General features: G+C 63.1%; 22 protein-coding genes. 14 read left to right on the top strand and 8 right to left on the bottom strand.

The annotated features are described in order from the left end of the window. The first annotated feature begins 84 nt into the window (after positions 1 to 84). Both QRN70_RS23690 and QRN70_RS23685 read left to right on the top strand, forming a co-directional pair. A complete protein-coding gene (locus tag QRN70_RS23690; protein ID WP_285420308.1) occupies positions 85 to 873 on the top strand; it encodes an AraC family transcriptional regulator in 789 nt (262 codons plus the stop codon). Between the two features lie 138 nt (positions 874 to 1,011). Further along, positions 1,012 to 2,724: an amidase gene (locus QRN70_RS23685; RefSeq protein ID WP_285420307.1), complete on the top strand. Its 1,713-nt coding sequence runs from the start codon at positions 1,012 to 1,014 to the stop codon at positions 2,722 to 2,724. A gap of 41 nt (positions 2,725 to 2,765) precedes the next feature. Here the strand turns inward: QRN70_RS23685 and QRN70_RS23680 are convergent, their stop codons facing one another. Continuing rightward, entirely contained in the window at positions 2,766 to 3,707 is a 942-nt protein-coding gene (locus tag QRN70_RS23680) for a Dyp-type peroxidase (protein ID WP_285420306.1), read from the bottom strand. Positions 3,708 to 3,935: 228 nt separating this feature from the next. Here QRN70_RS23680 and QRN70_RS23675 point away from each other — a divergent pair, with 228 nt between their 5' ends. Next, the gene (locus QRN70_RS23675; protein ID WP_285420305.1) at positions 3,936 to 4,916 is read left to right on the top strand and encodes a TerC family protein; all 981 of its coding nucleotides are present in this window, start codon (positions 3,936 to 3,938) and stop codon (positions 4,914 to 4,916) included. Positions 4,917 to 5,014: 98 nt separating this feature from the next. On the opposite strand, the gene QRN70_RS23670 is transcribed toward QRN70_RS23675, so the two are convergent. Next, positions 5,015 to 6,115: a polyamine ABC transporter substrate-binding protein gene (locus QRN70_RS23670; protein ID WP_285420304.1), complete on the bottom strand. Its 1,101-nt coding sequence runs from the start codon at positions 6,113 to 6,115 to the stop codon at positions 5,015 to 5,017. A 253-nt stretch (positions 6,116 to 6,368) separates the two neighbouring features. After that, on the bottom strand, positions 6,369 to 7,775 hold the full coding sequence (locus tag QRN70_RS23665; RefSeq protein WP_285420303.1) for a purine-cytosine permease family protein: 1,407 nt from the start codon (positions 7,773 to 7,775) through the stop codon (positions 6,369 to 6,371). 323 nt (positions 7,776 to 8,098) lie between these two features. Here QRN70_RS23665 and QRN70_RS23660 point away from each other — a divergent pair, with 323 nt between their 5' ends. Beyond that, complete coding sequence (locus QRN70_RS23660; protein ID WP_285420302.1) at positions 8,099 to 8,584, top strand: flavin reductase family protein; 486 nt, start codon at positions 8,099 to 8,101, stop codon at positions 8,582 to 8,584. Positions 8,585 to 8,652: 68 nt separating this feature from the next. Further along, the gene (locus QRN70_RS23655) at positions 8,653 to 9,696 is read left to right on the top strand and encodes an LLM class flavin-dependent oxidoreductase (protein ID WP_285420301.1); all 1,044 of its coding nucleotides are present in this window, start codon (positions 8,653 to 8,655) and stop codon (positions 9,694 to 9,696) included. Positions 9,697 to 9,784: 88 nt separating this feature from the next. Here the strand turns inward: QRN70_RS23655 and QRN70_RS23650 are convergent, their stop codons facing one another. From QRN70_RS23650 to QRN70_RS23640, 3 genes are all read right to left on the bottom strand, one after another. Beyond that, positions 9,785 to 10,195: a hypothetical protein gene (locus tag QRN70_RS23650; protein WP_285420300.1), complete on the bottom strand. Its 411-nt coding sequence runs from the start codon at positions 10,193 to 10,195 to the stop codon at positions 9,785 to 9,787. Between the two features lie 73 nt (positions 10,196 to 10,268). Then, complete coding sequence (locus QRN70_RS23645; protein ID WP_285420299.1) at positions 10,269 to 10,817, bottom strand: hypothetical protein; 549 nt, start codon at positions 10,815 to 10,817, stop codon at positions 10,269 to 10,271. Between the two features lie 148 nt (positions 10,818 to 10,965). Further along, on the bottom strand, positions 10,966 to 11,415 hold the full coding sequence (locus QRN70_RS23640) for a winged helix-turn-helix transcriptional regulator (protein WP_285420298.1): 450 nt from the start codon (positions 11,413 to 11,415) through the stop codon (positions 10,966 to 10,968). A 179-nt stretch (positions 11,416 to 11,594) separates the two neighbouring features. On the opposite strand from QRN70_RS23640, the gene QRN70_RS23635 reads away from it, so the two are divergent. From QRN70_RS23635 to QRN70_RS23605, 7 genes are all read left to right on the top strand, one after another. After that, positions 11,595 to 12,413: an alpha/beta fold hydrolase gene (locus QRN70_RS23635; RefSeq protein WP_285420297.1), complete on the top strand. Its 819-nt coding sequence runs from the start codon at positions 11,595 to 11,597 to the stop codon at positions 12,411 to 12,413. A 271-nt stretch (positions 12,414 to 12,684) separates the two neighbouring features. Continuing rightward, the gene (locus QRN70_RS23630; RefSeq protein WP_285420296.1) at positions 12,685 to 13,989 is read left to right on the top strand and encodes a flavin-containing monooxygenase; all 1,305 of its coding nucleotides are present in this window, start codon (positions 12,685 to 12,687) and stop codon (positions 13,987 to 13,989) included. 58 nt (positions 13,990 to 14,047) lie between these two features. Beyond that, on the top strand, positions 14,048 to 14,464 hold the full coding sequence (locus QRN70_RS23625) for a RidA family protein (protein ID WP_166217390.1): 417 nt from the start codon (positions 14,048 to 14,050) through the stop codon (positions 14,462 to 14,464). Between the two features lie 86 nt (positions 14,465 to 14,550). Then, entirely contained in the window at positions 14,551 to 15,228 is a 678-nt protein-coding gene (locus QRN70_RS23620) for a DUF1028 domain-containing protein (protein ID WP_285420295.1), read from the top strand. Beyond that, on the top strand, positions 15,225 to 16,373 hold the full coding sequence (gene argE / locus QRN70_RS23615) for an acetylornithine deacetylase (protein WP_285420294.1): 1,149 nt from the start codon (positions 15,225 to 15,227) through the stop codon (positions 16,371 to 16,373). Before QRN70_RS23620 ends, argE begins: the two co-directional genes overlap by 4 nt. Positions 16,374 to 16,658: 285 nt before the next feature. Then, a complete protein-coding gene (locus QRN70_RS23610) occupies positions 16,659 to 18,074 on the top strand; it encodes a purine-cytosine permease family protein (RefSeq protein WP_285420293.1) in 1,416 nt (471 codons plus the stop codon). Between the two features lie 125 nt (positions 18,075 to 18,199). Further along, positions 18,200 to 18,823: a glutathione S-transferase family protein gene (locus QRN70_RS23605; protein WP_285420292.1), complete on the top strand. Its 624-nt coding sequence runs from the start codon at positions 18,200 to 18,202 to the stop codon at positions 18,821 to 18,823. A 6-nt stretch (positions 18,824 to 18,829) separates the two neighbouring features. Here QRN70_RS23605 and QRN70_RS23600 read toward each other — a convergent pair whose 3' ends face one another. After that, positions 18,830 to 19,327 (bottom strand): winged helix-turn-helix transcriptional regulator, encoded by a 498-nt coding sequence (locus QRN70_RS23600; RefSeq protein ID WP_285420291.1) that lies wholly within the window; start codon positions 19,325 to 19,327, stop codon positions 18,830 to 18,832. Between the two features lie 99 nt (positions 19,328 to 19,426). Here QRN70_RS23600 and QRN70_RS23595 point away from each other — a divergent pair, with 99 nt between their 5' ends. Both QRN70_RS23595 and QRN70_RS23590 read left to right on the top strand, forming a co-directional pair. After that, positions 19,427 to 20,065: a cysteine hydrolase family protein gene (locus QRN70_RS23595; RefSeq protein ID WP_285420290.1), complete on the top strand. Its 639-nt coding sequence runs from the start codon at positions 19,427 to 19,429 to the stop codon at positions 20,063 to 20,065. Beyond that, positions 20,062 to 21,627, top strand: a complete 1,566-nt coding sequence (locus QRN70_RS23590) for an aldehyde dehydrogenase (NADP(+)) (protein ID WP_285420289.1) — start codon at positions 20,062 to 20,064, stop codon at positions 21,625 to 21,627. The genes QRN70_RS23595 and QRN70_RS23590 overlap by 4 nt, the downstream gene beginning before the upstream one ends. Positions 21,628 to 21,759: 132 nt before the next feature. Here QRN70_RS23590 and QRN70_RS23585 read toward each other — a convergent pair whose 3' ends face one another. Beyond that, positions 21,760 to 22,422 (bottom strand): M24 family metallopeptidase, encoded by a 663-nt coding sequence (locus QRN70_RS23585; RefSeq protein WP_285420288.1) that lies wholly within the window; start codon positions 22,420 to 22,422, stop codon positions 21,760 to 21,762. Positions 22,423 to 22,509: the final 87 nt, after the last annotated feature.

Raw genomic sequence — 22,509 nt, 5'->3', positions numbered from 1 at the left:
GGTCAGTTCATCCAGGGGTTGCCAGTACGTGAATGCGACTCTAACGTGGCTGTAAATTACCGACTAACGCCGAAGAGCCGCCAGATGCCGCCAAAAGGACACGACAAGAGCGTCAGACGCAGCATTCCCGGGCTGCCCAGCCTGCCGCGCCCACTCTACGGACGCACCGAATCGCTGCCCAATAGGGCCCTGACCCGGCGCCACAGCCATCCGTGGGTGCAGTTGTCCTACGCGATTCAGGGCGTGCTCGAAGTGCAGACCAGCGCCGGCCGCTTCGTTGCCCCGCCGGAGCGCGCGGTGTGGATTCCGGCCGGCATACCGCACCGCGTGTTCAGCTCGCCGCACACCGAGATGCGCAGCCTGTACATCGATTGCAGTGTGTCGGGCTGGGCGCTCGAGCGCTGCCATGTGCTGGGGGTCAGCGACCTGCTGCGCGAATTGATCCGCGCGTTCAGCCAGGTACCGGTGGAGTACGATCAGCACGGCGCGCACGGCCGGCTGGCCCAGGTGATCCTCGATCAATTGGCCGAGGCACCGCAAATAGACCTGATGCTGCCACTGCCGCAGGACAGTCGCTTGCGCCAGATCTACCAAAGCCTGGAGCAGCATCCGGAACAACAGACCACACTCAACCGCTGGAGCGAAAAATTCGGTGTCACCGAGAAAACCCTCAGCCGGTTGTTCCTGCGTGACACGGGGCTGACCTTCCGCGCCTGGCGCCAGCGCCTGCGTCTGCTGGGCGCGCTGACCCCGCTGGAACGCGGCGAACGCGTCACCGACGTGGCTCTGGCCTGCGGTTATGACTCGACGTCGGCGTTCATTGCAGCGTTCCGTCAGCAGTTCGGCGAGACGCCCGGAGAATTTTTCCGATGAGATTTACCGATATTTATCGAATTTGTGCATGCCAATTGGCCAAGTTCAGGGTAGAGTTTCGCCCATCAAGAATCCTTGACACGTTGCGACGATAACCCTGATGACCCACCCTTTAGCGAACCTGTCGGCGGTAACAGCATGATCGAAGTCACTGAAGTTTCCATTGCCCAATTGCGCGCCGCGCTGGAATCCGGCCAGACCACCGCGGTCGAGCTGGTGCAGGCGTATCTGGCGCGGATCGACGCCTACGATGGCGCGGACACGGCCACCGCGCTCAACGCCGTGGTCGTGCGCAACCCGCAAGCGCTGCAAGAAGCCGAGGCTTCGGATGCCCGGCGCGCGCGGGGCGAAACCCTCGGCCCGCTGGACGGCATCCCCTACACCGCCAAGGACAGCTATCTGGTCAAGGGCCTGACGGCGGCGTCCGGCAGCCCGGCCTTCGCTGACCTGGTCGCCTACCGCGACGCGTTCACCATCGAGCGCCTGCGCGCCGCCGGGGCAATCTGCCTGGGCAAGACCAACATGCCGCCGATGGCCAATGGCGGCATGCAGCGCGGGGTCTACGGCCGCGCCGAAAGCCCGTACAACGCCGCCTACCTCACCGCACCGTTTGCCTCCGGCTCGTCGAACGGCGCCGGTACCGCCACGGCTGCCAGCTTCTCGGCATTCGGCCTGGCCGAGGAAACCTGGTCGAGCGGTCGCGGCCCGGCGTCGAACAACGGTCTGTGCGCCTATACGCCATCGCGCGGGGTGATTTCGGTACGCGGCAACTGGCCGCTGACGCCGACCATGGACGTGGTCGTGCCGTACGCCCGGACCATGGCCGACTTGCTGGAAGTGCTCGATGTGATCGTCGCCGAAGACAGCGACACCCGTGGCGACCTGTGGCGCCTGCAACCGTGGGTGCCGATCCCGAGCGTGGCCTCGGTACGTCCGGCGTCCTACGCCGAACTGGCCGTGAGCAGCGCAGCCCTGGCCGGCAAGCGCCTGGGGGTGCCGCGCATGTACATCAACGCCGACCCCGAGGCCGGCACCAGCACCGAGCCCGGAATCGGTGGTCCGACCGGGCAACGCATCAACACCCGCACGTCGGTGATCGAGCTGTGGAAACAGGCGCGCCAGGCGCTCGAAGCCGCCGGCGCCGAAGTGATCGAAGTGGACTTCCCGCTGGTTTCCAATTGCGAAGGCGATCGCCCTGGCGCACCGACCGTGTTCAATCGCGGACTGGTATCGAAGGAGTTCCTGCACCACGAATTGTGGGACCTGTCGGCCTGGGCATTCGACGATTTCCTGCGGGCCAACGGCGATCCGCGGCTCAATCGCCTGGCGGATGTCGACGGGGCGAAGATCTTCCCGCACGATCCGGGCACCCTGCCCAACCGTGAAGGCGACCTGGCTGCCGGCATGGATGAATACGTGCGCATGGCCGAGCGTGGCATCACCCCGTGGGATCAGATTGCGACGCTGCCGGACGGCCTGCGCGGCCTCGAGCAGACGCGCAAGATCGACCTCGAAGACTGGATGGATCGCCTCGGTCTCGACGCCGTGCTGTTCCCGACCAACGCCGATGTCGGCCCGGCGGATGCCGATATCAATCCGGCTTCGGCGGACATTGCCTGGAGCAACGGCGTCTGGGTCGCCAACGGTAACCTCGCCATCCGCCACCTCGGCGTACCGACCGTTACCGTGCCGATGGGCGTGATGGCCGACATCGGCATGCCGGTCGGGTTGACGTTTGCCGGGCGCGCCTACGACGACTCGACCCTGCTGCGTCTGGCGGCGGCGTTCGAGGCAACCGGCTCGAAGCGGCAGATACCGCCGCGCACTCCACCATTGAGCAACGGCCAGTAAGGCCAAAGGCGAGATCGCCTCAGGCGATCTCGCCTTTTTTCTCAGCGCTCGGCGAGGTCTTCCAGAAGATCGGCTGACGGAGTGAAAAACAGGTTGCCGGTGACCGCCGTGCTGAAATCCAGCAAACGATCGTAATTGCCCGGCGGATTGCCGACGAACATGTTTTCCAGCATCTGCTCCAGTGGCTGCGGCGAACGCGCGTAGCCGATGAAGAAGGTGCCGAACTCTCCCGCGCCGGGGCGGCCGAACGGCATGTTGTCGCGCAGGATCTTCACTTCCTCGCCGTCCTTGGTGATCGTGGTCAGGGCACTGTGGGAATTGCTCGGCTTGACCGCGTCGTCGAGCTCGATATCGGACAGCTTGGTGCGGCCGATGACCTTTTCCTGAGCCTCGACCGACAACGCGTTCCACGCTTTCATGTTGTGCAGGTACTTTTGCACCAGCACATAGCTGCCGCCGCTGAACGACGGATCCTCATCGCCGACGATGGTGAAATCCAGTGCCTTGCGGCCGACCGGATTTTCCGTGCCGTCGACAAACCCGATGATGCTGCGCATGTCGAAATAGCGGAAACCCTGCACTTCATCGATCACCGTGACGGCGCCGTCCAGCGCCGACATCAACTGCGTTGCCAGTTCGAAGCACAGGTCCATCTGATCGGCGCGAATGTGCAGGAGGATGTCGCCCGGCGTGGACACGGCGCGGCGCCCTTCCACACCGAATTCGCGAAAGCCGTGCAACGACGCCGGGCGCGGCTGGCCGAACAGCAGATCCCAGGCATTGGCAGAGAACCCGCAGACACAGGACAGGTTGCCGGACGGCACACGCTTGCCGACCGAGCGCGTCAACCCGGCGATATCGGCACACCAGCCACGTACCTTCTGCGCGACATCGGCACCGTTGTTGAGCGACGCCACGATGAAAATCGCGCTGCTGGTGACTGGACTGCAGACGGCTTGTGGATCAGGCGTTGGGGAGGTCATCGCGGCAAGACTTCTCTGATGGGTGGTGCAACGGGGCGGACAGGACCGATGCTTGAGGTTAGCAAAGAAGCGTGCGCGCACCTATCCGGTCGCTCCGGCCAATCGTCGCACCCAGCGACACTTCGTCATTAACGAACAATAGTCACGAAATAAACGATTTTTCTTTGCCGTCACTCAGCTCCTAGCATGGCCACGTCTACCCCACTGCGCCACGCCAAGGAGAGTGAGATGCCCCCCATGAACATCGGCGAGCCCTGGATGTGGGCAGCCTTCGTCGTCTTCGTGATCGTCATGCTGGCGATTGATCTGTTTGTCTTCGGCGGGCGCAAGGCGCACCGGGTGTCGGTGCGCGAAGCCTCGGCCTGGGTGATCGCCTGGTGCCTGTTGGCGCTGGCCTTCGCCGGGTTGCTCTGGTGGTATCTGCACGGCGAGTTCGGCGCCGACATCGCCCGGCGCAAGACCCTCGAATTCCTCACCGGGTATCTAATCGAGCAATCGCTGTCGATCGACAACATGTTTGTCTTTGTGATGATCTTCAGTTACTTCGCAGTGCCGCCGGAGTTGCAAAGGCGCGTGCTGCTGTACGGCGTCCTCGGCGCGATCGTGATGCGCGCAGCGATGATCTTTGCCGGGGTCTGGCTGGTGTCGCAGTTCGCCTGGCTGCTGTATGTGTTCGGCGTGTTCCTGATCATCACCGGGATCAAGATGCTGGTGTTCGCCGAGCAGCAACCTGACCTCGACAACAACCCGTTGCTACGCTGGGTGCGCGGCCATCTGCGCATCACCGGCGGCTTCCATGGCGAACGGTTTTTCGTGGTGCAGAACGGCGTGCGCTGGGCCACGCCGATGTTTCTGGTGCTGGTGCTGATCGAGGCCAGTGACCTGATGTTCGCGGTCGACAGCATCCCGGCGATTTTCGCCGTTACCACGGACCCGTTCATCATCTTCACCTCGAACATCTTCGCGATCATGGGCCTGCGGGCGTTGTACTTCCTGCTGGCGGACATGGCCGAGCGCTTTCATCTGCTCAAGTACGGACTGGCGCTGGTGCTGGTGTTCATTGGCGGCAAGATGACGCTGATGCCGTGGTTCCACATGCCGGTGGAATGGTCGCTGGCGATTGTCGGAGGGATCATCCTGTTGTCGGTGCTGTTGAGCCTGGCGCTGACCAAGGACAGGAAAGCCGAGACTGAACACGGTACTCGATAAGCCCGGGCGAGCGTGCCGGCGAAGGCTGCGGATTTACTCAACGCGAGGTTGAAGGACCCGAATGCTATCGCCAGCACGCTCGCACCTGCGCAATGCGCTTACTTGTCGGACTTGATGCTGGTCCAGACGCGCGTGCGGACGCGCTCGAGCTTCTGCGGCAACGGCTGCACCACGTACAGGGTTTTCAACGCTTCGCTGGTCGGCGTCAGGTTGGGGTTGCCGGTGATGTCCTTGTTGATCAGCGCCATCGAGTCCTTGTTGGCATTCGGGTAACCGAGGAAGTCGCTGATCGGCGCGATGACTTTCGGATCGAGCAAGGTGTTGAGGAATTCATGGGCCTCGGCGACGTTCTTCGCGCTCTTCGGAATGGCGAAGGTGTCGAACCAGATCGGCGCGCCTTCCTTGGGCAGCCGCCAGTCGACCACCACACCGTTGCCCGCCTCTTTGGCGCGGTTGCCGAACTGGTAGAAGCTGCCGGAGTAACCGATGGCCACGCAGATATCGCCGTTAGCGATGTCGGTCATGTATTTGGCCGAGTTGAAGTAGGTCACGTACGGGCGAACCTTGAGCATCAGGTCCTTGGCCTTCTCGTAGTCGGCGGGGTTCTGGCTGTTTGGATCGAGCCCCAGGTAATGCAGGGCCAGCGGAAGAATTTCCGAAGGTGAATCGAGCATCGCCACGCCGCAGGACTTGAGCTTCTCCATGTTCTGCGGGTTGAACACCAGGTCCCAGCTGTCGACCGGCGCATTGTCGCCCAGCGCGGCCTTGACCTTGGCCGGGTTGAAGCCGATCAGCACGGTGCCGTACATGTAGGGCACGCCGTACTGGTTGCCCGGGTCGTTGGCGTCGAGCAGCTTGAGCAGTTCGGGGTCCTGATGCTTCCAGTTCGGCAATTTCGACTTGTCGAGTTTCTGGAACACGCCGGCCTTGATCTGGGTATCGAGGAACTGGTTCGACGGCACCACCAGGTCATAGCCGGAGTTGCCGGTCAGCAGCTTGGCTTCCAGGGATTCGTTGGTGTCGAAGGTGTCCCAGGTCACTTTGATGCCGCTTTGCGCGGCGAAGTCCTTGGGCACGGACGGCAGGATGTAATCCGCCCAGTTGTACACGCGCAATTCGCGCTGTTCGGCGTGCACGGCACTGGCCAGCAGCGTCAGCCCACACACGGTGGCGCCCAGAATGCGTTTGATCGTGACCATGTTGTTTCCCCAGATGCGGCGTGAGTCGGTTGGTTTTTATGTTCTGTACACGGCAGCGGCTAGCAGATCAGCCAAGGGCAAGGAAGGTGGAGCCTGTTGTTGTGACTTCGATTCTTGCGTACAGCGTAGTGGGATCACAGTAGGGGTTTGGCCAAAAGGGGATCGAAATGGCCAATTTGCGTGACCGCTGCAATCCGTAGAAAGCACAATGCCCGGCACAGGGCCGGGCATGCGCGGTCACGCCGGACAGCACTCAGTCGGTGTAACCCAAGCGTGCCGCACGGCTTTGCTGCGTCTGCCCACGAGTCGCCAGGCAGTAATACAGCGGACACGTCACGACCAGGCCGACCAGCCACGACAGGTCCGCGCCCTCCACCAGATTGGCGTAAGGGCCGACGTACAGCGACGTATTGGCGAACGGCAGCTGGACGATGATGCCGATGAAATAGGCGATGATCGCGTGCCAGTTGAAGCGCCCGTAGATGCCGCCGTCGGCGCGGAAGATCGAGGCGATATCGTAGGCGCCGCGCTTGATCAGGTAGAAGTCGATCAGGTTGATCGACGCCCATGGCACCAGGACCAGCAGCAGCGCGAGGATCAGGCCGATGAATTCGGCAATGAAATCCGCCGACGCCCCCAGCGCCACCAGGCAGCACCCCGCCAGGACCACGCTCGACAGCACCACGCGCACCTTGATGCTCGGTGTCCACTGGCTGGCAAAGGTCTGGATCGACGTGATGATCGACAGCACCGCACCGTACAGATTGAGCGCGTTGTGGCTGATGATGTTGAGCAGGAACAGCACCATCAGGCTCGGCCCCAGCCAACCGGTGGACTGCTTGACCGCCGCCATGGCTTCGGTGCCCTCGGGCGTTGCCAGCACCGCCACCGCACCGAAGCTGAACGACAGAATCGTGCCCAGCGTCGCTCCCAGATACGTGGCCCAAAACGGCTTGGCGATGCCGATGTCGGTGGGCAGGTAGCGCGAGTAGTCGGAGACATACGGCGAAAAGCTGATCTGCCAGATGATCCCCAGCGACACCGTCGCCAGCCAGCCGGACAGATTGAAGCTGCCACGGCTGAAAAAATCCGCCGGCAGATCATGGCCGAAGATATAGATGAAGCCGGCGAGCAGCGCACCGCCCATGACCCAGGTGCCGATGCGGTTCAGCGTATGAATGAAGTTGTAGCCGATCACACCGATCGCGGTGGCGGCGAGCGCACCGATCAGAATGCTCAGCGGTGCCGGCACCGCCGGCGCGAGGCCGACGATCGACTTGCCCGCCAGGACGATGTTGGAAATGAAGAAGCCGATGTAGATGAGCGCCGCGAAGAACACGATCAGCAACGCGCCATAACGGCCGAACTGGCCACGGCTCTGCACCATCTGCGGAATGCCCATGCGCGGGCCCTGGGCCGACGCGAGGGCGATCACCAGGCCGCCGATCAGGTGTCCCAGCGCAATCGCCAGCAGCCCCCAGAACAGATCGAGATGGAACACCTGCACCACCATTGCGCCGGTCACGATCGGCAGAGGCGCAATGTTGGTACTGAACCAAAGGGTGAATAGGTCGCGGGCCTTCCCGTGGCGTTCCGCGAGTGGGACGTAATCGACCGTGTGATTCTCGATCAACGGGTCTTGCCGGGACATCTGGGGCATGTGCATGAACTCGATTTGTCTGTTCTTATCTTTGTATGAAGCCAAACCGGGGGGCTTTTCGCTGCCCCCTCAGGCGAACACCATATTATGGTATTCCAACATTTGTACAAGACTGATCCGCTGTTTGGTGCGGCAACTGATCCGCCATCCTCGCCCATCAGCCGGCCGCCAGGCTACGCAGAAGCCCCGTAAACGCTGAGTTTCCGACGAAATCACCACGTTTATCGTTTCACCTAAAAAGACCTTGCATTCGATGTATTACGGTATACCATCAGACCCACAAACACATAAAAACCCGCTTCACCGCACTCGAGGATTGTCCAATGATCGATGCTGCCATCTACAAACAAGTCATGGGCTCGTTCCCGTCCGGTGTCACTGTTATCACCACCCTGGACGATGACGGCCAGATCGTCGGCCTGACCGCCAGCGCCTTCAGTTCCCTGTCGATCGACCCGGCCCTGGTGCTGTTCTGCCCCAACTACAGCTCCGACTCCTACCCCGTGCTGATCAAGAACAAGCGCTTTGCCATTCACTTTCTCTCCGGTGGCCAGCAAAGCGAAGCCTACGCGTTCGCGCGCAAAGGCAAGGACAAGGCGCAAGGTATCGAGTGGACGTTGAGCGAGCTGGGCAATCCGATCCTGGCCAACGCGACGGCTATCATCGAGTGTGAGTTGTGGCGCGAATATGAAGGCGGCGACCACGCCATCATGGTCGGTGCGGTGAAGAATCTGATCGTGCCCGATCAGAATGCCGGCCCGCTGGTGTATTGCCACGGCAAGATGGGCGCCCTGCCCGCCTTTGCCTGATCCGCACGATCGTCACTCCCACAGGCCCGCAAGCGACCGGCCAACAACAAGAGATTCGAGGTAGCGTCATGAAATTTTCCCTGTTCGTACACATGGAACGCTGGGACGAAAGCGTCAGCCACCGTCAACTGTTCGAAGACCTGACCGAACTGACGTTGATGGCCGAGGCCGGCGGTTTCAGCACCGTGTGGATCGGCGAACACCACGCCATGGAATACACCATCTCGCCGAGCCCGATGCCGCTGCTGGCGTACCTGGCGGCGAAAACCACCACCATCCACCTCGGTGCCGGCACCATCATTGCGCCGTTCTGGCACCCGCTGCGGGTCGCCGGGGAATGCGCGCTGCTCGACGTCATCAGTAATGGCCGCATGGAGGTGGGCCTGGCGCGCGGCGCCTATCAGGTCGAGTTCGACCGCATGGCAGGCGGCATGCCCGCGTCCAGTGGCGGCCAGGCCCTGCGCGAAATGGTGCCGGTAGTCCGCGCCCTGTGGCAGGGCGACTACGCCCATGACGGCGAGATCTGGAAATTCCCGACCTCGACCAGCGTGCCGAAACCGATCCAGAAACCCAACCCGCCGATGTGGATCGCCGCCCGCGACCCGGACTCGCACAACTTCGCCGTGGCCAACGGCTGCAACGTCATGGTCACGCCATTGATGAAGGGCGACGAGGAAGTCGTCGACCTGAAAAACAAATTCCAGAGCGCGCTGGACAACAACCCCGACGTGCCGCGCCCGCAACTGATGGTGCTGCGGCACACCCACGTGCACGCCAAGGACGATCCCGATGGTTGGAAAGTCGGCGCCACGGCCATCTCGCGCTTTTATCGCACCTTCGATGCCTGGTTCGGCAACAAACAGGTACCGGTCAACGGCTTCCTCGACCCGAGCCCGGAAGAGAAATTCGCCGGACGGCCGGAATTCGAACTGGAAAGCCTGCACAAGACGGCGATGATCGGCACGCCGGAAGAAATCATTCCGCGTATCAAGTACTACCAGGAACTGGGGGTCGACGAGTTCAGCTTCTGGTGCGACAACAGCTTGCCGCATGCGGAGAAAAAGAAGTCGCTGGAGCTGTTCATCAAGCACGTGGTGCCGGCGTTTCGCTGATTGCGCCACGCTTCGCTGCTAAAACAAAAAACGCCCCAGTTGACTGGGGCGTTTTTTTTAATCACGGATCAACATAGCGAAGACGGCATCAGCCGCGAATACGCCGCTCCGTGAACGCGTACTCTTCCTGGCAATCGCCCGATGGGTCCGACGCTACGTTCACGTAGTGCACCGTGTCGGCGTCTATCAGTTTGTAGGTGTAGACATCCGGCGTCGGCACGCCAGCGGTTTTCATTTCGTTTTTGCCATTGGCCGCCGTCCAGGTACCGTGTTCGCTCTGGATCGGGCGGGTCTGCTGGGCGTCGCGGAAGAACGTAATGGTGAAGGTGCCGTCGGGCTTGAGGTTGTTTCTCCAGGACAGGAACTGGCATTTACCGCCCTCTTCCCGCAAGCCTTTCCAGGTGCCGACCAGGGCAGGATCGTTGGCCGGTTTGCTGGTGGCGCAGCCACCCAGGGTGGCCGCCAGCACGATCAGCGCCAGAGAGAATGTCCGTTTCACTCGGTGTTTCCTTGTGCAATTGAATTCAGTGGGGGGCGTTGCAGGCTACGCATCGAGGCCTGACAGAAGACGCTCAGCCATTGACCGGGATACGCTGCTGCGGCTGGGTCACGTCGTAGACGTGCTGCTCGCAGCGCTCATCAATGAACTGGAACTCGACCTGGTAGACCTTGCCCTGTTGCGGGGTGAACGTGTTCTTCAATGGTCCGCAGCTGAAAATCCCAGCGGTGACCCGGCTGTTCGAGTACCCCGACACCTCGAACGGCTTGCCCGCGTCGGCCTGGGCCTCGAGTTGCGGGAAGCGCTTGACCGTGGCGCTGTTAGCCACTTCGTTGACCTTGGCGATCCAGCCAAACACCTTGCCGCGACCGGAGTCGACCACAGTGCCCAGCACTTCCATCCGGCGATCGCTGTCGTCGGCGCGTCGAATGGAAAACTCGACCGGATAGGTGCCGCCCGTAGCCTTCATGATGACCTTGGCGTGTTGGGCATCTGCGGTCACCGTGTTCTGCTGCAACTGAATGCCATCCTTGAGCAGACTCGGCGAAGAATCGCGGACGTTGGAATGGCAGCCTGCCAGCGTGAACATCAGCGACAGCGTTAGGAGTGCACGTTTATTCACGTATGGAACTTCCCTGGTTGAATGCGGCAAGAGGAAAAGCGAGAGCAGATCGCGGCGCGATATTAGATGGCCACTATTTTGACGTCAATTTCTGAATGGGCCGATTCGATGCCGCCGACGAGCGGTATGCGCCGCACATCGCCGCGCCTCAGTGCGCCACACCCAACCGCGTCGCCACATCCTCCGGCGCCAGCAACCGCCCGTCCGCCGCACGCAGCTCGAGTTTCTGCAGGGGTTGCCGCTGCTGCGCGTCGACCATCACCGAGCCCGGTTCACCGGCGGTGTACATGAACTCCCCGCCCCATTGCGAGAGCGCGACGATCACCGTTTGCAGGGCCCGGCCCTTGTCCGTCAGCACGTACTCTTTATAGGCGCTGCCATCCGAGGCCGGCACCAGTTGCAAGATGTCCCGCTCGACCAGGCCTTTGAGGCGAGTGCTGAGCATGTTCTTGGCGATGTCCAGGCTCTTCTGGAAATCGCTGAACCGGCGGATGCCGTCGAGGGCATCGCGGATGATCAGCAACGACCACCAGTCGCCGATCAGGTCCAGTGTGCGGGCTACCGGGCAAGCGTTGCCCTGCAGGCTTTTGCGCTTCATTTCAGGAATCTCCAGCAAACGGCGAGGCTTTTGCGGTTGCATCTTACAACCTCTGCCGGAAAAACACTGCGCCGATGGCCGGCCAACTTAGCACCTGCGTACAAGTGCCCGGGCGCCTTTGCGCCGATAGTGAACGCTGCCAACACGGCACCACCCACGTCCCTACGCAAGGAGTTTGCATGAGCACCTTCACCACACAAGACGGCACCGAGATCTATTACAAGGACTGGGGCAGCGGCAAGCCCGTACTGTTCAGCCACGGCTGGCCGCTGGACGCGGACATGTGGGAATACCAGATGGAGTACCTGAGCAGCCGCGGCTATCGCACGATTGCCTTTGACCGCCGTGGCTTCGGCCGCTCCGAGCAGCCATGGAACGGTTATGACTACGACACCTTCGCCGACGACATCGCGCAGTTGATCGAGCACCTGGATCTGCGTGACGTGACCCTGGTCGGTTTCTCCATGGGCGGCGGCGATGTCAGCCGCTACATCGCCCGTCACGGCAGCGCACGCGTCGCCGGTCTGGTGTTGCTGGGCGCGGTGACGCCGCTGTTCGGCAAAAAAGCGGACTTCGCCGCCGGCGTCGACAAGTCGGTGTTCGACGGCATCAAAGCGGGTCTGCTGAAGGATCGCGCGCAGTTCATCGCCGACTTCAACGCACCGTTCTACGGCACCAACCAGGGCCAGAAGGTCTCGGACGGCGTGCTGACGCAAACCCTGAATATCGCCCTGCTGGCATCACTCAAAGGCACCGTCGATTGCGTCACCGCGTTCTCGGAAACCGACTTCCGTCCGGACATGGCCAAAATCGACGTGCCGACCCTGGTGATCCATGGCGACGGCGACCAGATCGTCCCGTTCGAAACCACCGGCAAACTCGCCGCCGAACAAATCAAAGGCGCCGAGCTGAAAGTCTATGCCGGTGCACCGCATGGCTTTGCGGTGACCCACGCGCAGGCGCTGAATGAAGACCTGCTGGCGTTTCTCGATCGCTGAGCGCACCGGATCCTGAACGCCTGATGCAAAGGGCCGTCGACAGCGCTGTCGGCGGCCCTTTTTTTCCCCGCAGCGTACCTGCGCAAGCGCCCAGCCCGGGCGCCGAAGCCCAGCATTTACGGGGCTTGCAGCGCACTGCATCACGTTTTTATCTTCACATCCCAGCTTAATAATATTTTACCGATAACCACCCCCTCCCTAGTCTGATCCCAAGCACAGCGACAGGCCGAAAGCGGCCTGAATCCAACTGCCTCGTGAGAAGGGATTAGAGATGACCACTGAAATAATAAAAACAGACACGCTTGTTGTCGGCGCCGGTCAAGCGGGTGTGGCCATGAGCGAACACCTGAGCAAACTTGGCGTGCCGCACCTGGTGCTGGAGCGCAGCCGCATCGCTGAACGCTGGCGCACCGGGCGTTGGGATTCGCTGGTGGCCAACGGTCCGGCGTGGCACGACCGCTTTCCCGGCCTGGAATTCGACGATGTCGATCCCGACGGCTTCGCCCCCAAGGAGCGCGTCGCCGATTACTTCGAGGCCTACGCGAAGAAATTCAATGCGCCGATCCGCACCGGCGTCGAAGTGAAAAAAGTCCAGCGCAATGTCGGCCGTCCAGGCTTCACCGTCACGACGTCCGCTGGCGTCATTGAAGCGGCGCGTGTCGTGGCGGCGACCGGGCCGTTCCAGCGTCCGGTGATCCCGCCGATTGCACCGCAGGACGAACGTCTGTTGCAGCTTCACTCGGCCGATTACCGCAATCCGCAGCAATTGCCGGACGGTGCGGTGCTGGTGGTCGGCGCCGGCTCGTCGGGGGTGCAGATTGCCGATGAATTGCAGCGTGCGGGCAAGTCGGTGTACCTCTCGGTCGGCGCCCATGACCGCCCGCCTCGCACCTACCGCAACCGGGATTTCTGCTGGTGGCTGGGGGTGCTGGGCGAGTGGGACCAGGCGGCGATGAAACCCGGGCGCGAACACGTGACCATCGCCGTCAGCGGTGCCCACGGCGGGCGCACCATCGACTTCCGGGGCCTGGCCCATCGCGGCATGACCCTGGTCGGCGTCACCGAATCGTTCAACAACGGCGTGGTGACCTTCAAGCAAGACCTGCGCGACAACCTTCAGCGTGGCGACGAGAACTACCTGGCGTTGCTCGATGCCGCCGATGCCTACATCGAACGCAACGGCCTCGACCTGCCGCCGGAACCCGAGGCGCGAGAAAGCTATCCGGATCCGGAATGCGTGAAAAATCCGCTGACCGAGCTGAACCTCGCCGCGGCCGGTATCACCTCGATCATCTGGGCCACCGGGTTTGCCGTGGACTATTCCTGGCTCGACGTCGCGGCGTTCGACGCCAACGGCAAGCCGCAGCATCAGCGCGGCGTGTCCAGCGAGCCAGGGGTGTATTTCCTCGGTCTGCCCTGGCAGTCGCGGCGCGGTTCGTCGTTCATCTGGGGCGTGTGGCACGACGCCAAGCATGTCGCCGACCACATCGCCACCCAGCGCAAATACCTGGCCTATCGCGATGCCGAACAACGCGACGCCGCCCACAGCAAAAGCGCCGACACCGTCGACGCCTGATTTCCCCGTTCCGCCCGGCGCCCGACGCGCCGGGGCCGATTTTTCTCAGGAGCCGTTCATGAGCCAGCCCACTCACACCCGCATTCGCATGTTCAACACCAAGGACACCTACCCGAACCAGACCCTCGACAACGACCTGTGCCAGGCCGTGCGCGCCGGCAACACGGTGTACGTGCGCGGTCAGGTCGGCACCGACTTCGACGGCAATCTGATCGGCCTCGGCGACCCGCGTGCCCAGGCCGAACAGGCGATGCGCAACGTCAAACAGCTGCTGGAAGAAGCCGGCAGTGACATGAGCCACATCGTCAAGACCACCACGTACCTGATCGACCCGCGCTACCGCGAGCCGGTGTACCAGGAGGTCGGCAAATGGCTCAAGGGCGTGTTCCCGATTTCCACCGGGCTGGTGGTGTCGGCACTCGGTCAGCCGCAGTGGCTGATGGAGATTGATGTGGTGGCGGTGATCCCGGAATAAGACGGCAGTCCGCGTCCCGACCCTCGCCGGCCTGCTCGCGATGGCCGGGACAGACCCGCTTCCTTTAGTCGAACAGGAGTAGAGACATGACATTTTCCATCGCCGGCCGTTGCCCGGAAACCGGCCAGTTCGGCATCGCCATCAGCTCCTCGAGCATCGCCGTCGGCGCCCGTTGCCCATGGCTGCTGCCCGGGGTCGGCGCGGTGTCGAGCCAGAACATCACCCTGCCGTCCCTCGGCCCCGAAGTCCTCGCCCTGCTCGAACAGGGCTTGGCCCCGGCTGCCGCGCTGGACCAGGTACTGACCCGCAACGGCTACAGCCAGTACCGGCAGATCATCGCCATCGACCACCTCGGCCAGACCGCGCATTTCAGCGGCGGGCAAACCCTCGGCGTGCACGACGCCGTGGCGGGCGAACAATGCGTGGCGGCGGGCAACATGCTCGCCGGGCGTGCCGTCATCGCCGCCATGGTCGGCGCATTCGAGGACGGTGAGGGGCAATTGGCCGATCGCCTGATTCGCGCACTGCAGGCCGGTCAGGCCCACGGCGGCGAAGCCGGGCCGGTGCATTCGGCGGCGGTGATGGTGGTCGGTGATCTGACCTGGCCGATCGTCAACCTGCGGGTCGACTGGGCCGAGGCAGACCCGATCGGCCAGTTGCAAACGTTGTGGGAGGCCTACCGTCCGCAACTTCAGGACTACATCGATCGCGCGCTCGACCCGGCCAAGGCGCCGGGCTACGGGGTTGCCGGGGACGACCGATGAGCCGCAGCGTCGAGTTGCTGCGCACGCTGGTGGGTTTCGATACCACCAGCCGCGAATCCAATCTGCAACTGATCGAGTTCGTCCGCGACTACCTCGCCGGGTTCGCTGTGCCGTGCGAGCTGATCTACAACGCCGAGCGCAGCAAGGCCAATCTGTTCGCGACGATCGGCCCGGCCGATCAGCCGGGCATCGTGCTGTCGGGGCACACCGATGTGGTGCCGGTGGACGGTCAACCGTGGACGCTGGCGCCGTTCGAACTCAGCGAGCGCGACGGCAAACTCTACGGTCGCGGCACCGCGGACATGAAGGGCTACATCGCCTGCGTCCTGGCGCTGGTGCCTGCGCTGGTCGCCGCCCCGCTGCGCTTGCCGGTGCACATCGCCCTGTCCTACGACGAAGAAATCGGCTGCCTTGGCGTGCGTTCGCTGCTCGCCGTGCTTGAACAGCGGCCGGTCAAACCGCTGCTGTGCATCATCGGCGAGCCGACGCAACTCAAACCGGTGCTCGGCCACAAGGGCAAACTGGCGATGCGTTGCGACGTCCACGGCCATCCCTGCCATTCGGCCTACGCGCCGCAAGGGGTCAACGCCATCGAGTACGCCGCCGAACTGATCGGCGAGTTGGCGCGCCTCGGCCAGCAACTCAAGCGCGACACGCAGGACCCGCGTTTCGACCCGCCCTACAGCACGGTACAGACCGGCGTCATCAGCGGCGGCAAGGCGTTGAACATTGTCCCGGCCGATTGTCGCTTCGACTTCGAGATCCGTGCCCTGCCCGCGCAGGATCCGGCGTGGGTCGCGCAGCAATTGCAGGCCTTCGCGCAACAGCAATTGCTGCCACGCATGCGTGCCGTCAGCGCCGACAGTGACATTCGCTTCAGCGAACTGTCGGCGTATCCGGGGCTGGCCACCGATGCCCAGAGCCAGGCCGCCGAACTGATCGCGACGTTCTGCGGTTCGCAGGATTTCACCACCGTGGCGTTCGGCACCGAGGGCGGCCTGTTCGATGCGGTGGGGATTCCCACAGTGGTCTGCGGGCCGGGCAGCATGGACCAGGGCCACAAACCCGACGAGTTCGTCAGCCGCGAACAGCTCGAGGCATGCGACGCCATGCTGCAACGAATGCTGAGCACGATCCGCCGCTGAGCGACGCGTTTTCAGCCGCATAGCGGGTGCTGGCGCGCCTGCACATCACAGCGCACGGTCGCCCTCCTGGAGGTCGGCCGCGCTTGCGTTTATCCGCCGCAAAGCCGCGCGGCAGAGCGCTTTCCACCGAACGCAGAGCTTCGTTTTTTTAACGTCTGAAGCAACAAAACTACTAATTTATCTCTGCGGTGGCATTGCACATGATCGAGCCAACAAGAAACGCGCCGTCCGTGTCGGCGCTCACTGAAGTACGTCCACGTACTCGCCCTTGCCTTGGAGTTCGTCATGTCCAGTTGTGCAACAACGTCCGCCCCGCTCATTGAGAAACACACCATCGGCTACGTGCCGCCCGAAGATCGCCACGGCAAGGTCAGGGATCTGTTCACCCTCTGGTTCGGCGGCAACATTGCGCCGCTGCCGATCGTCACCGGCGCCCTCGGCGTGCAGCTGTTTCACTTGAATCTGGTGTGGGGCATCGTCGCCATCCTCGTCGGCCACCTGCTTGGCGGGGTGCTGATGGCGCTGCACTCGGCCCAGGGCCCGCAGATGGGCATTCCGCAGATGATCCAGAGCCGCGCGCAGTTCGGCTCGCTCGGCGCGCTACTGGTGGTGCTGATTGCCGGGGTGATGTACATCGGCTTCTTCGCCTCCAACATTGTCCTGGCCGGCAAGTCGCTGCACGGCGTGGTCGACAGCGTGCCGGTGCCGGTCGGCATCGTCATCGGTGCGCTGGGTTCGGGGATCATCGGCATCATCGGCTACCGCTTCATCCATGTGCTCAACCGCATCGGCACCTGGGTGCTGGGCATCGGCATCGTGCTCGGCTTCGGCTATATCCTGACCCACGTGCAGACCGACGACTTCCTCACCCGTGGCAGCTTCAACATTTCCGGCTGGCTCGCCACCGTGTCGCTGGCGGCGCTGTGGCAGATTGCGTTCGCCCCGTACGTGTCCGACTACTCGCGCTATCTGCCGGCGGATGTAAAGGTCGCGTCGACGTTCTGGACCACGTACCTGGGATCGGCGCTGGGCTCGAGCCTGTCGTTCATCTTCGGTGCCGTCGCGGTGCTGGCGACGCCGGTGGGCATGGACACCATGGACGCCGTGAAACTCGCCACCGGCGCCATCGGCCCGCTGATGCTGGTGCTGTTCCTGCTCAGCGTGATCAGCCACAACGCGCTCAACCTGTACGGTGCGGTGCTGTCGCTGATTACCCTGGTGCAGACCTTCGCCTACCGCTGGATCCCGACCGCCAAGAGCCGTGCGGTGATTTCGCTGCTGGTGCTGGGCAGTTGCTGCTTTGCCGCAGTCGGCGCGTCGGCGGACTTCATCGGCCATTTCGTCGACATGGTGCTGGTGCTGCTGGTGGTGCTGGTGCCGTGGACCGCGATCAACCTGATCGACTTCTATGCCATCCACAAAGGCCAGTACGACATTCAGTCGATCTTCCAGGTCGACGGCGGTATCTACGGACGCTACAACCCGCAGGCGTTGCTGGCGTATGCGATCGGTATCGCCGTGCAGATCCCGTTCATGAACACGCCGCTGTACGTCGGTCCGGTGTCGGCGCACATCAACGGCGCGGATCTGTCGTGGCTGGTCGGCCTGCTGGTGACGTCGCCGCTGTACTTCTGGCTGGCCAATCGCGACAGCGCGTACCGCCGTCGGATGACCAGCGGCAAACTGGCCAGCAGCCTGTAAACCGCCGCCATGACCACCCAAGGCCCTCCTCCGCGAGGGCCTTGGGCCGTTGGCTGGATCGAGCGGCGTCGGCGTGGTATTTCTCTGTGCCCCCCGCCATCGGTCAGCACGACAAGGACATCCACATGCTGCGGATACTCGGCAAAGCCTCATCGATCAACGTGCGTAAGGTGTTGTGGACCTGCGCCGAACTGGACATTGCCTTCGAGCGCGAAGATTGGGGCTCAGGCTTCAGGACGACGCAGACGCCGGAGTTTCTGGCATTGAATCCCTGCGCCATGGTGCCGGTGATTGAGGACGACGACTTCACGTTGTGGGAGTCCAATTCGATCATCCGCTATCTGGCGACGCGCTACGCTGGCGCGCGGCTTTACCCGGCCGAGGCGCGTGCCCGCGCGCGGGTCGACCAGTGGCTCGACTGGCAGGCGTCCGAGTTGAACCGCTCGTGGTCGTATGCGTTTTTATCGCTGGTGAGAAAGTCGCCGGATCACCAGGACAGCAGCGCCCTGGCGAACGGATGCCAGGACTGGGCGAAGAACATGCAGATCCTCGACCGGCAATTGCAGAACACCGGCGCCTACGTCAGCGGCGAGCAGTTTTCCCTGGCTGACATTGCCATCGGCCTGTCGGTCAATCGCTGGTTCGAGACGCCGCTGACCCACCCCGAGCTGCCGGCGGTCAGCGCCTATTACGAGCGCCTGAGCCAGCGTCCCGGGTATCGGCTGTACGGGCGCAACGGCACGCCGTAAGCCGGGTTATTTCGCCTTGAACGCCTCGCGCCGCGCCTGGCGTTCAGCGGCATAGGCTGGCTGCGGCTGGCTGATCAGGTCTTCGCGGCGCAACACCTCACCGCAATGCGCACACAGCGGGCCGAGGCCGGCGTTGTGGTTGCAGGTGGTGTGGGTCATGTTCACCGCCAGCCCCTCCTCCGCGGTCTTGCACCAGGTTTCCCCCCACGCCCGCAACGCAATCACCACCGGATAGAACGCCTCGCCTTTCGGCGTGAGGTGGTACTCGTAGCGTTTGGGCCGCTCGTTGTACAAACGCCGCTCGAGCAACCCGTCGGCCTCCAGGCTTTTCAGACGAGTGGCGACCATCTGCGGTGTGCCGCCGGTCTGCGCCTGGATCTCGTCGTAGCGGTGGTTGCCCATGAACAACTCGCGCAACACCAGCACCGTCCAGCGATCGCCGACGATCGACTCGGCCCGGGCGATCGGGCACAGCGTCTCGGCACGACTATCGTTTACTGCCATCAGGGCTTGCCTCTTTCCTAGTTACTATGATTATCATATCAACACGATGCCGGGACAAGCCCTGTGCACCGATCAAGCCCATTGCCGGAGCAAACAGCCATGTCGAACCCTCTTTATCCGCTGGACCGTACCGCCTACCTGCTGGTCGATCCGTACAACGATTTTCTTTCCGACGGCGGCAAGATCTTCCCGCTGATCAAACCGATGGCCGAGCAGAACGGCCTGCTCGACAACCTGCGCACACTCGACCGTGCGGTCCGCGACCTGAAGATTCCGGTGGTCATCGTACCCCATCACCGCTGGACCCAAGGCGACTACGAAAACTGGGCTCACCCGACCCCGACCCAATGCAAGATCATGCACTCGCACACCTTCGCCCGCGGTGAATGGGGCGGCGAATGGCACCCGGACTTCGCGCCGCGGGACGGCGACATCGTCGTGCAGGAACACTGGGGTTCGAGTGGTTTCGCCAACACCGACCTGGATCTGCGCCTGAAGCAGCAAGGCATCACCCACGTGATCATCGTCGGTCTGCTGGCCAACACCTGCATCGAGGCGACCGCGCGTTACGCCGCGGAACTCGGCTACCACGTGACCCTGGTGCGTGACGCCACCGCCGCGCTCAAACCAGAGATGATGCACGCCGCCCACGAGCTGAACGGTCCGACGTTCGCCCACGCCATTACCACCACCGCAGAACTGATCGCCAACCTCCAGCCGCAGGGTGCAGCGAAATGAATCTGACCGGCAATCTGCTGATCGGCGCCACGGATGTCCTCGCCACCGAGGGCTCGATGCAGGCGCTGAATCCGGCGACCAATGAGTGGCTCGAACCGAGTTTCGCCTTCGGTGGCGCAGCGCAGGTCGAGCAGGCCGCGACGCTCGCGGATGCAGCGTTCGACAGCTACAGCCACACGTCGCTGACCGAGCGCGCGGCGTTTCTGGAAACCATCGCCGACAACCTCGACGCCGTGCGCGCGGAACTCGCTGCACGCGCCGCCCTGGAAACCGGCCTGCCCCAGGCCCAGCTCGAGGGCGAAGCGGGCAAAGCCGCGACGCAGTTCCGCCAGTTCGCCGACGTGGTGCGCAGGGGGCGCTTCCTGCAACTGGCCATCGATCCGGCCCAGCCCGAGCGCCAACCGCGGCCACGGATGGATCATCGCCTGCAGAAAATCGCCATCGGCCCCGTGGCGATTTTTGGTGCGAGCAATTTTCCCATCGCTTACTCGGTGGCGGGCGGCGACACCGCCTCAGCCCTGGCGGCCGGTGCGACGGTGGTGCTCAAGGCCCACAACGCGCACCCCGGCGCTTCGGAAATCCAGGCCCGGGCGATCCGCAAAGCGCTGCAGCAACATGGCCTGCATGAAGGCGTGTTTGCCATGCTGCGCGGCAGCGGCAATGCCATTGGCGAGGCGCTGGTCGACCACCCGCTGATCAAGGCAGTGACCTTTACCGGTTCCGAAGCGGGCGGCATGGCCCTGTATCGCCGTGCGCAGCTGCGCCCCGAGCCGATCCCGGTATTCAGCGAAATGACCAGCGTCAACCCGACCTTCATCCTGCCTCAGGCACTGGCCGCCCGCGGTGCGCCGATCGGCGACGGCTTCATCGAACGCATGCTGGTCAACGTTGGCCAGGCCTGCCTGTGTCCGTCGATCCTGATCGCGATCAAAGGCCCGGGCTTTGCTGAACTGCGCAGCGCAATGATCCACCGGGTGACCGCCGCGCCAGCGCGCACCATGCTCACGCCGGGCATTCATGGCGCCTACGTCAAAGGCCTGGCCGCCCTGCAAAGCGCCGGCGCCGATCCCGTGGCCGTGGGCACGCCCGCCGATGCGGCTTTCGAGGGGCACGCGGCCCTGCTGGAAGTCGACGGGCAGCGCTTGCTCGCCGAGCCGGCGCTGGCCCATGAAGTGTTCGGCCCATCCGCGCTGCTGGTGACGGTCAGTGACGAAGAAGAACTGCTCGCGGTCGCCCGCGCGTTGCGCGGCCAACTCAGCGCCGCGATGCACCTCGAAGACGCCGACCTGGCACTGGCGCGGCGCCTGTTGCCGATTCTCGAACGGCGCACCGGGCGTATCGTGGTCAACGCCTTCGCCCATCCCCAGGAAGTGACCTTCGCCACCGTCCACGGCGGCCCCTTCCCCGCCACTACGGACAGCCGCTTTACCTCGGTCGGCATGAGCGCAATCGAGCGCTTCCTGCGGCCGGTGGCCTATCAGGGCTTTCCGGACGCGTTGTTGCCGCCGGTGCTGCGTGACGGCAATCCACTGAACGTGCCGCGCAGTATCGATGGCCAATGAAAAATGCCCGGTTCGGTGCATCACCGAACCGGGCATTTTTCCTCAAGGCCGGGCAATCGATCAGCCACAGGATCACAGCAACACGGTCTCTTCTGTGACGGGGCTCATGTGCGGTCCTTGAATGTGCGGGGCTCAGATCAGCAGGTCTTCGTAGAAAGCGCCGTACGGCAACTCGGGATGGGCGATCTGGATTTCCAGGATCCACACCCCGGCACTCGGTGGCTGTTCGAAGTTGCCCAGATCACCGCCCTTGTAAATCGCATGGGGAAAATCGCTGACCCGGTGGCCCTTGATATCCAGATTCAATTTCCAGCCCATGGCCTGCGCTTGCTCGGCGGCATAGCGATACAGCTCGGCGCAGGAAACGCCCTCGCGCCACAACGCCTCGACCCGCATGAACAACGCTTTGGCCGCGGCGGCACAGGCAATCATCTGCGGATCGGCACCGGTGGTGTACGTGGCACCGGCATCGCCCTCATGACCTTGCCAGACCACGCCCATGTCGATGAAGAAAATATCCGTCTCGCCCAACACCGGGTCACCGTCGGAGCGCTGCTTGAAGGTCTTCAGGGTGTTGGCGCCGAAGCGGATCAACAACGGATGCCAGATGCGGTCCATGCCCAGTCCGGCGAGGATCTCCTTGCCGCGCGCCTGCGCTTCGGATTCGAGCATGCCAGGCTTGATCGCCTGGGCAATGGCGTCGACGGCTTGCCAGGTCAACTGCTGGGCATGGCGCATCGTCTCGAGGACAAAACGTTCGCCTACCGCCTCTTTGCCGCTCAGGGCTGGGGTCATCGCTGATTCCTTGTGGCTGATCGCACAGGCAGTGCGCTGTATAGTTTTTTATATTGCGTAACGCCGCTAAAGATACAGCCATGACAC

It is taken from the genome of Pseudomonas sp. efr-133-TYG-5, from assembly GCF_030209175.1.
GTDB lineage: Bacteria > Pseudomonadota > Gammaproteobacteria > Pseudomonadales > Pseudomonadaceae > Aquipseudomonas.
This window is presented reverse-complemented; position numbering and strand designations above follow the sequence as displayed.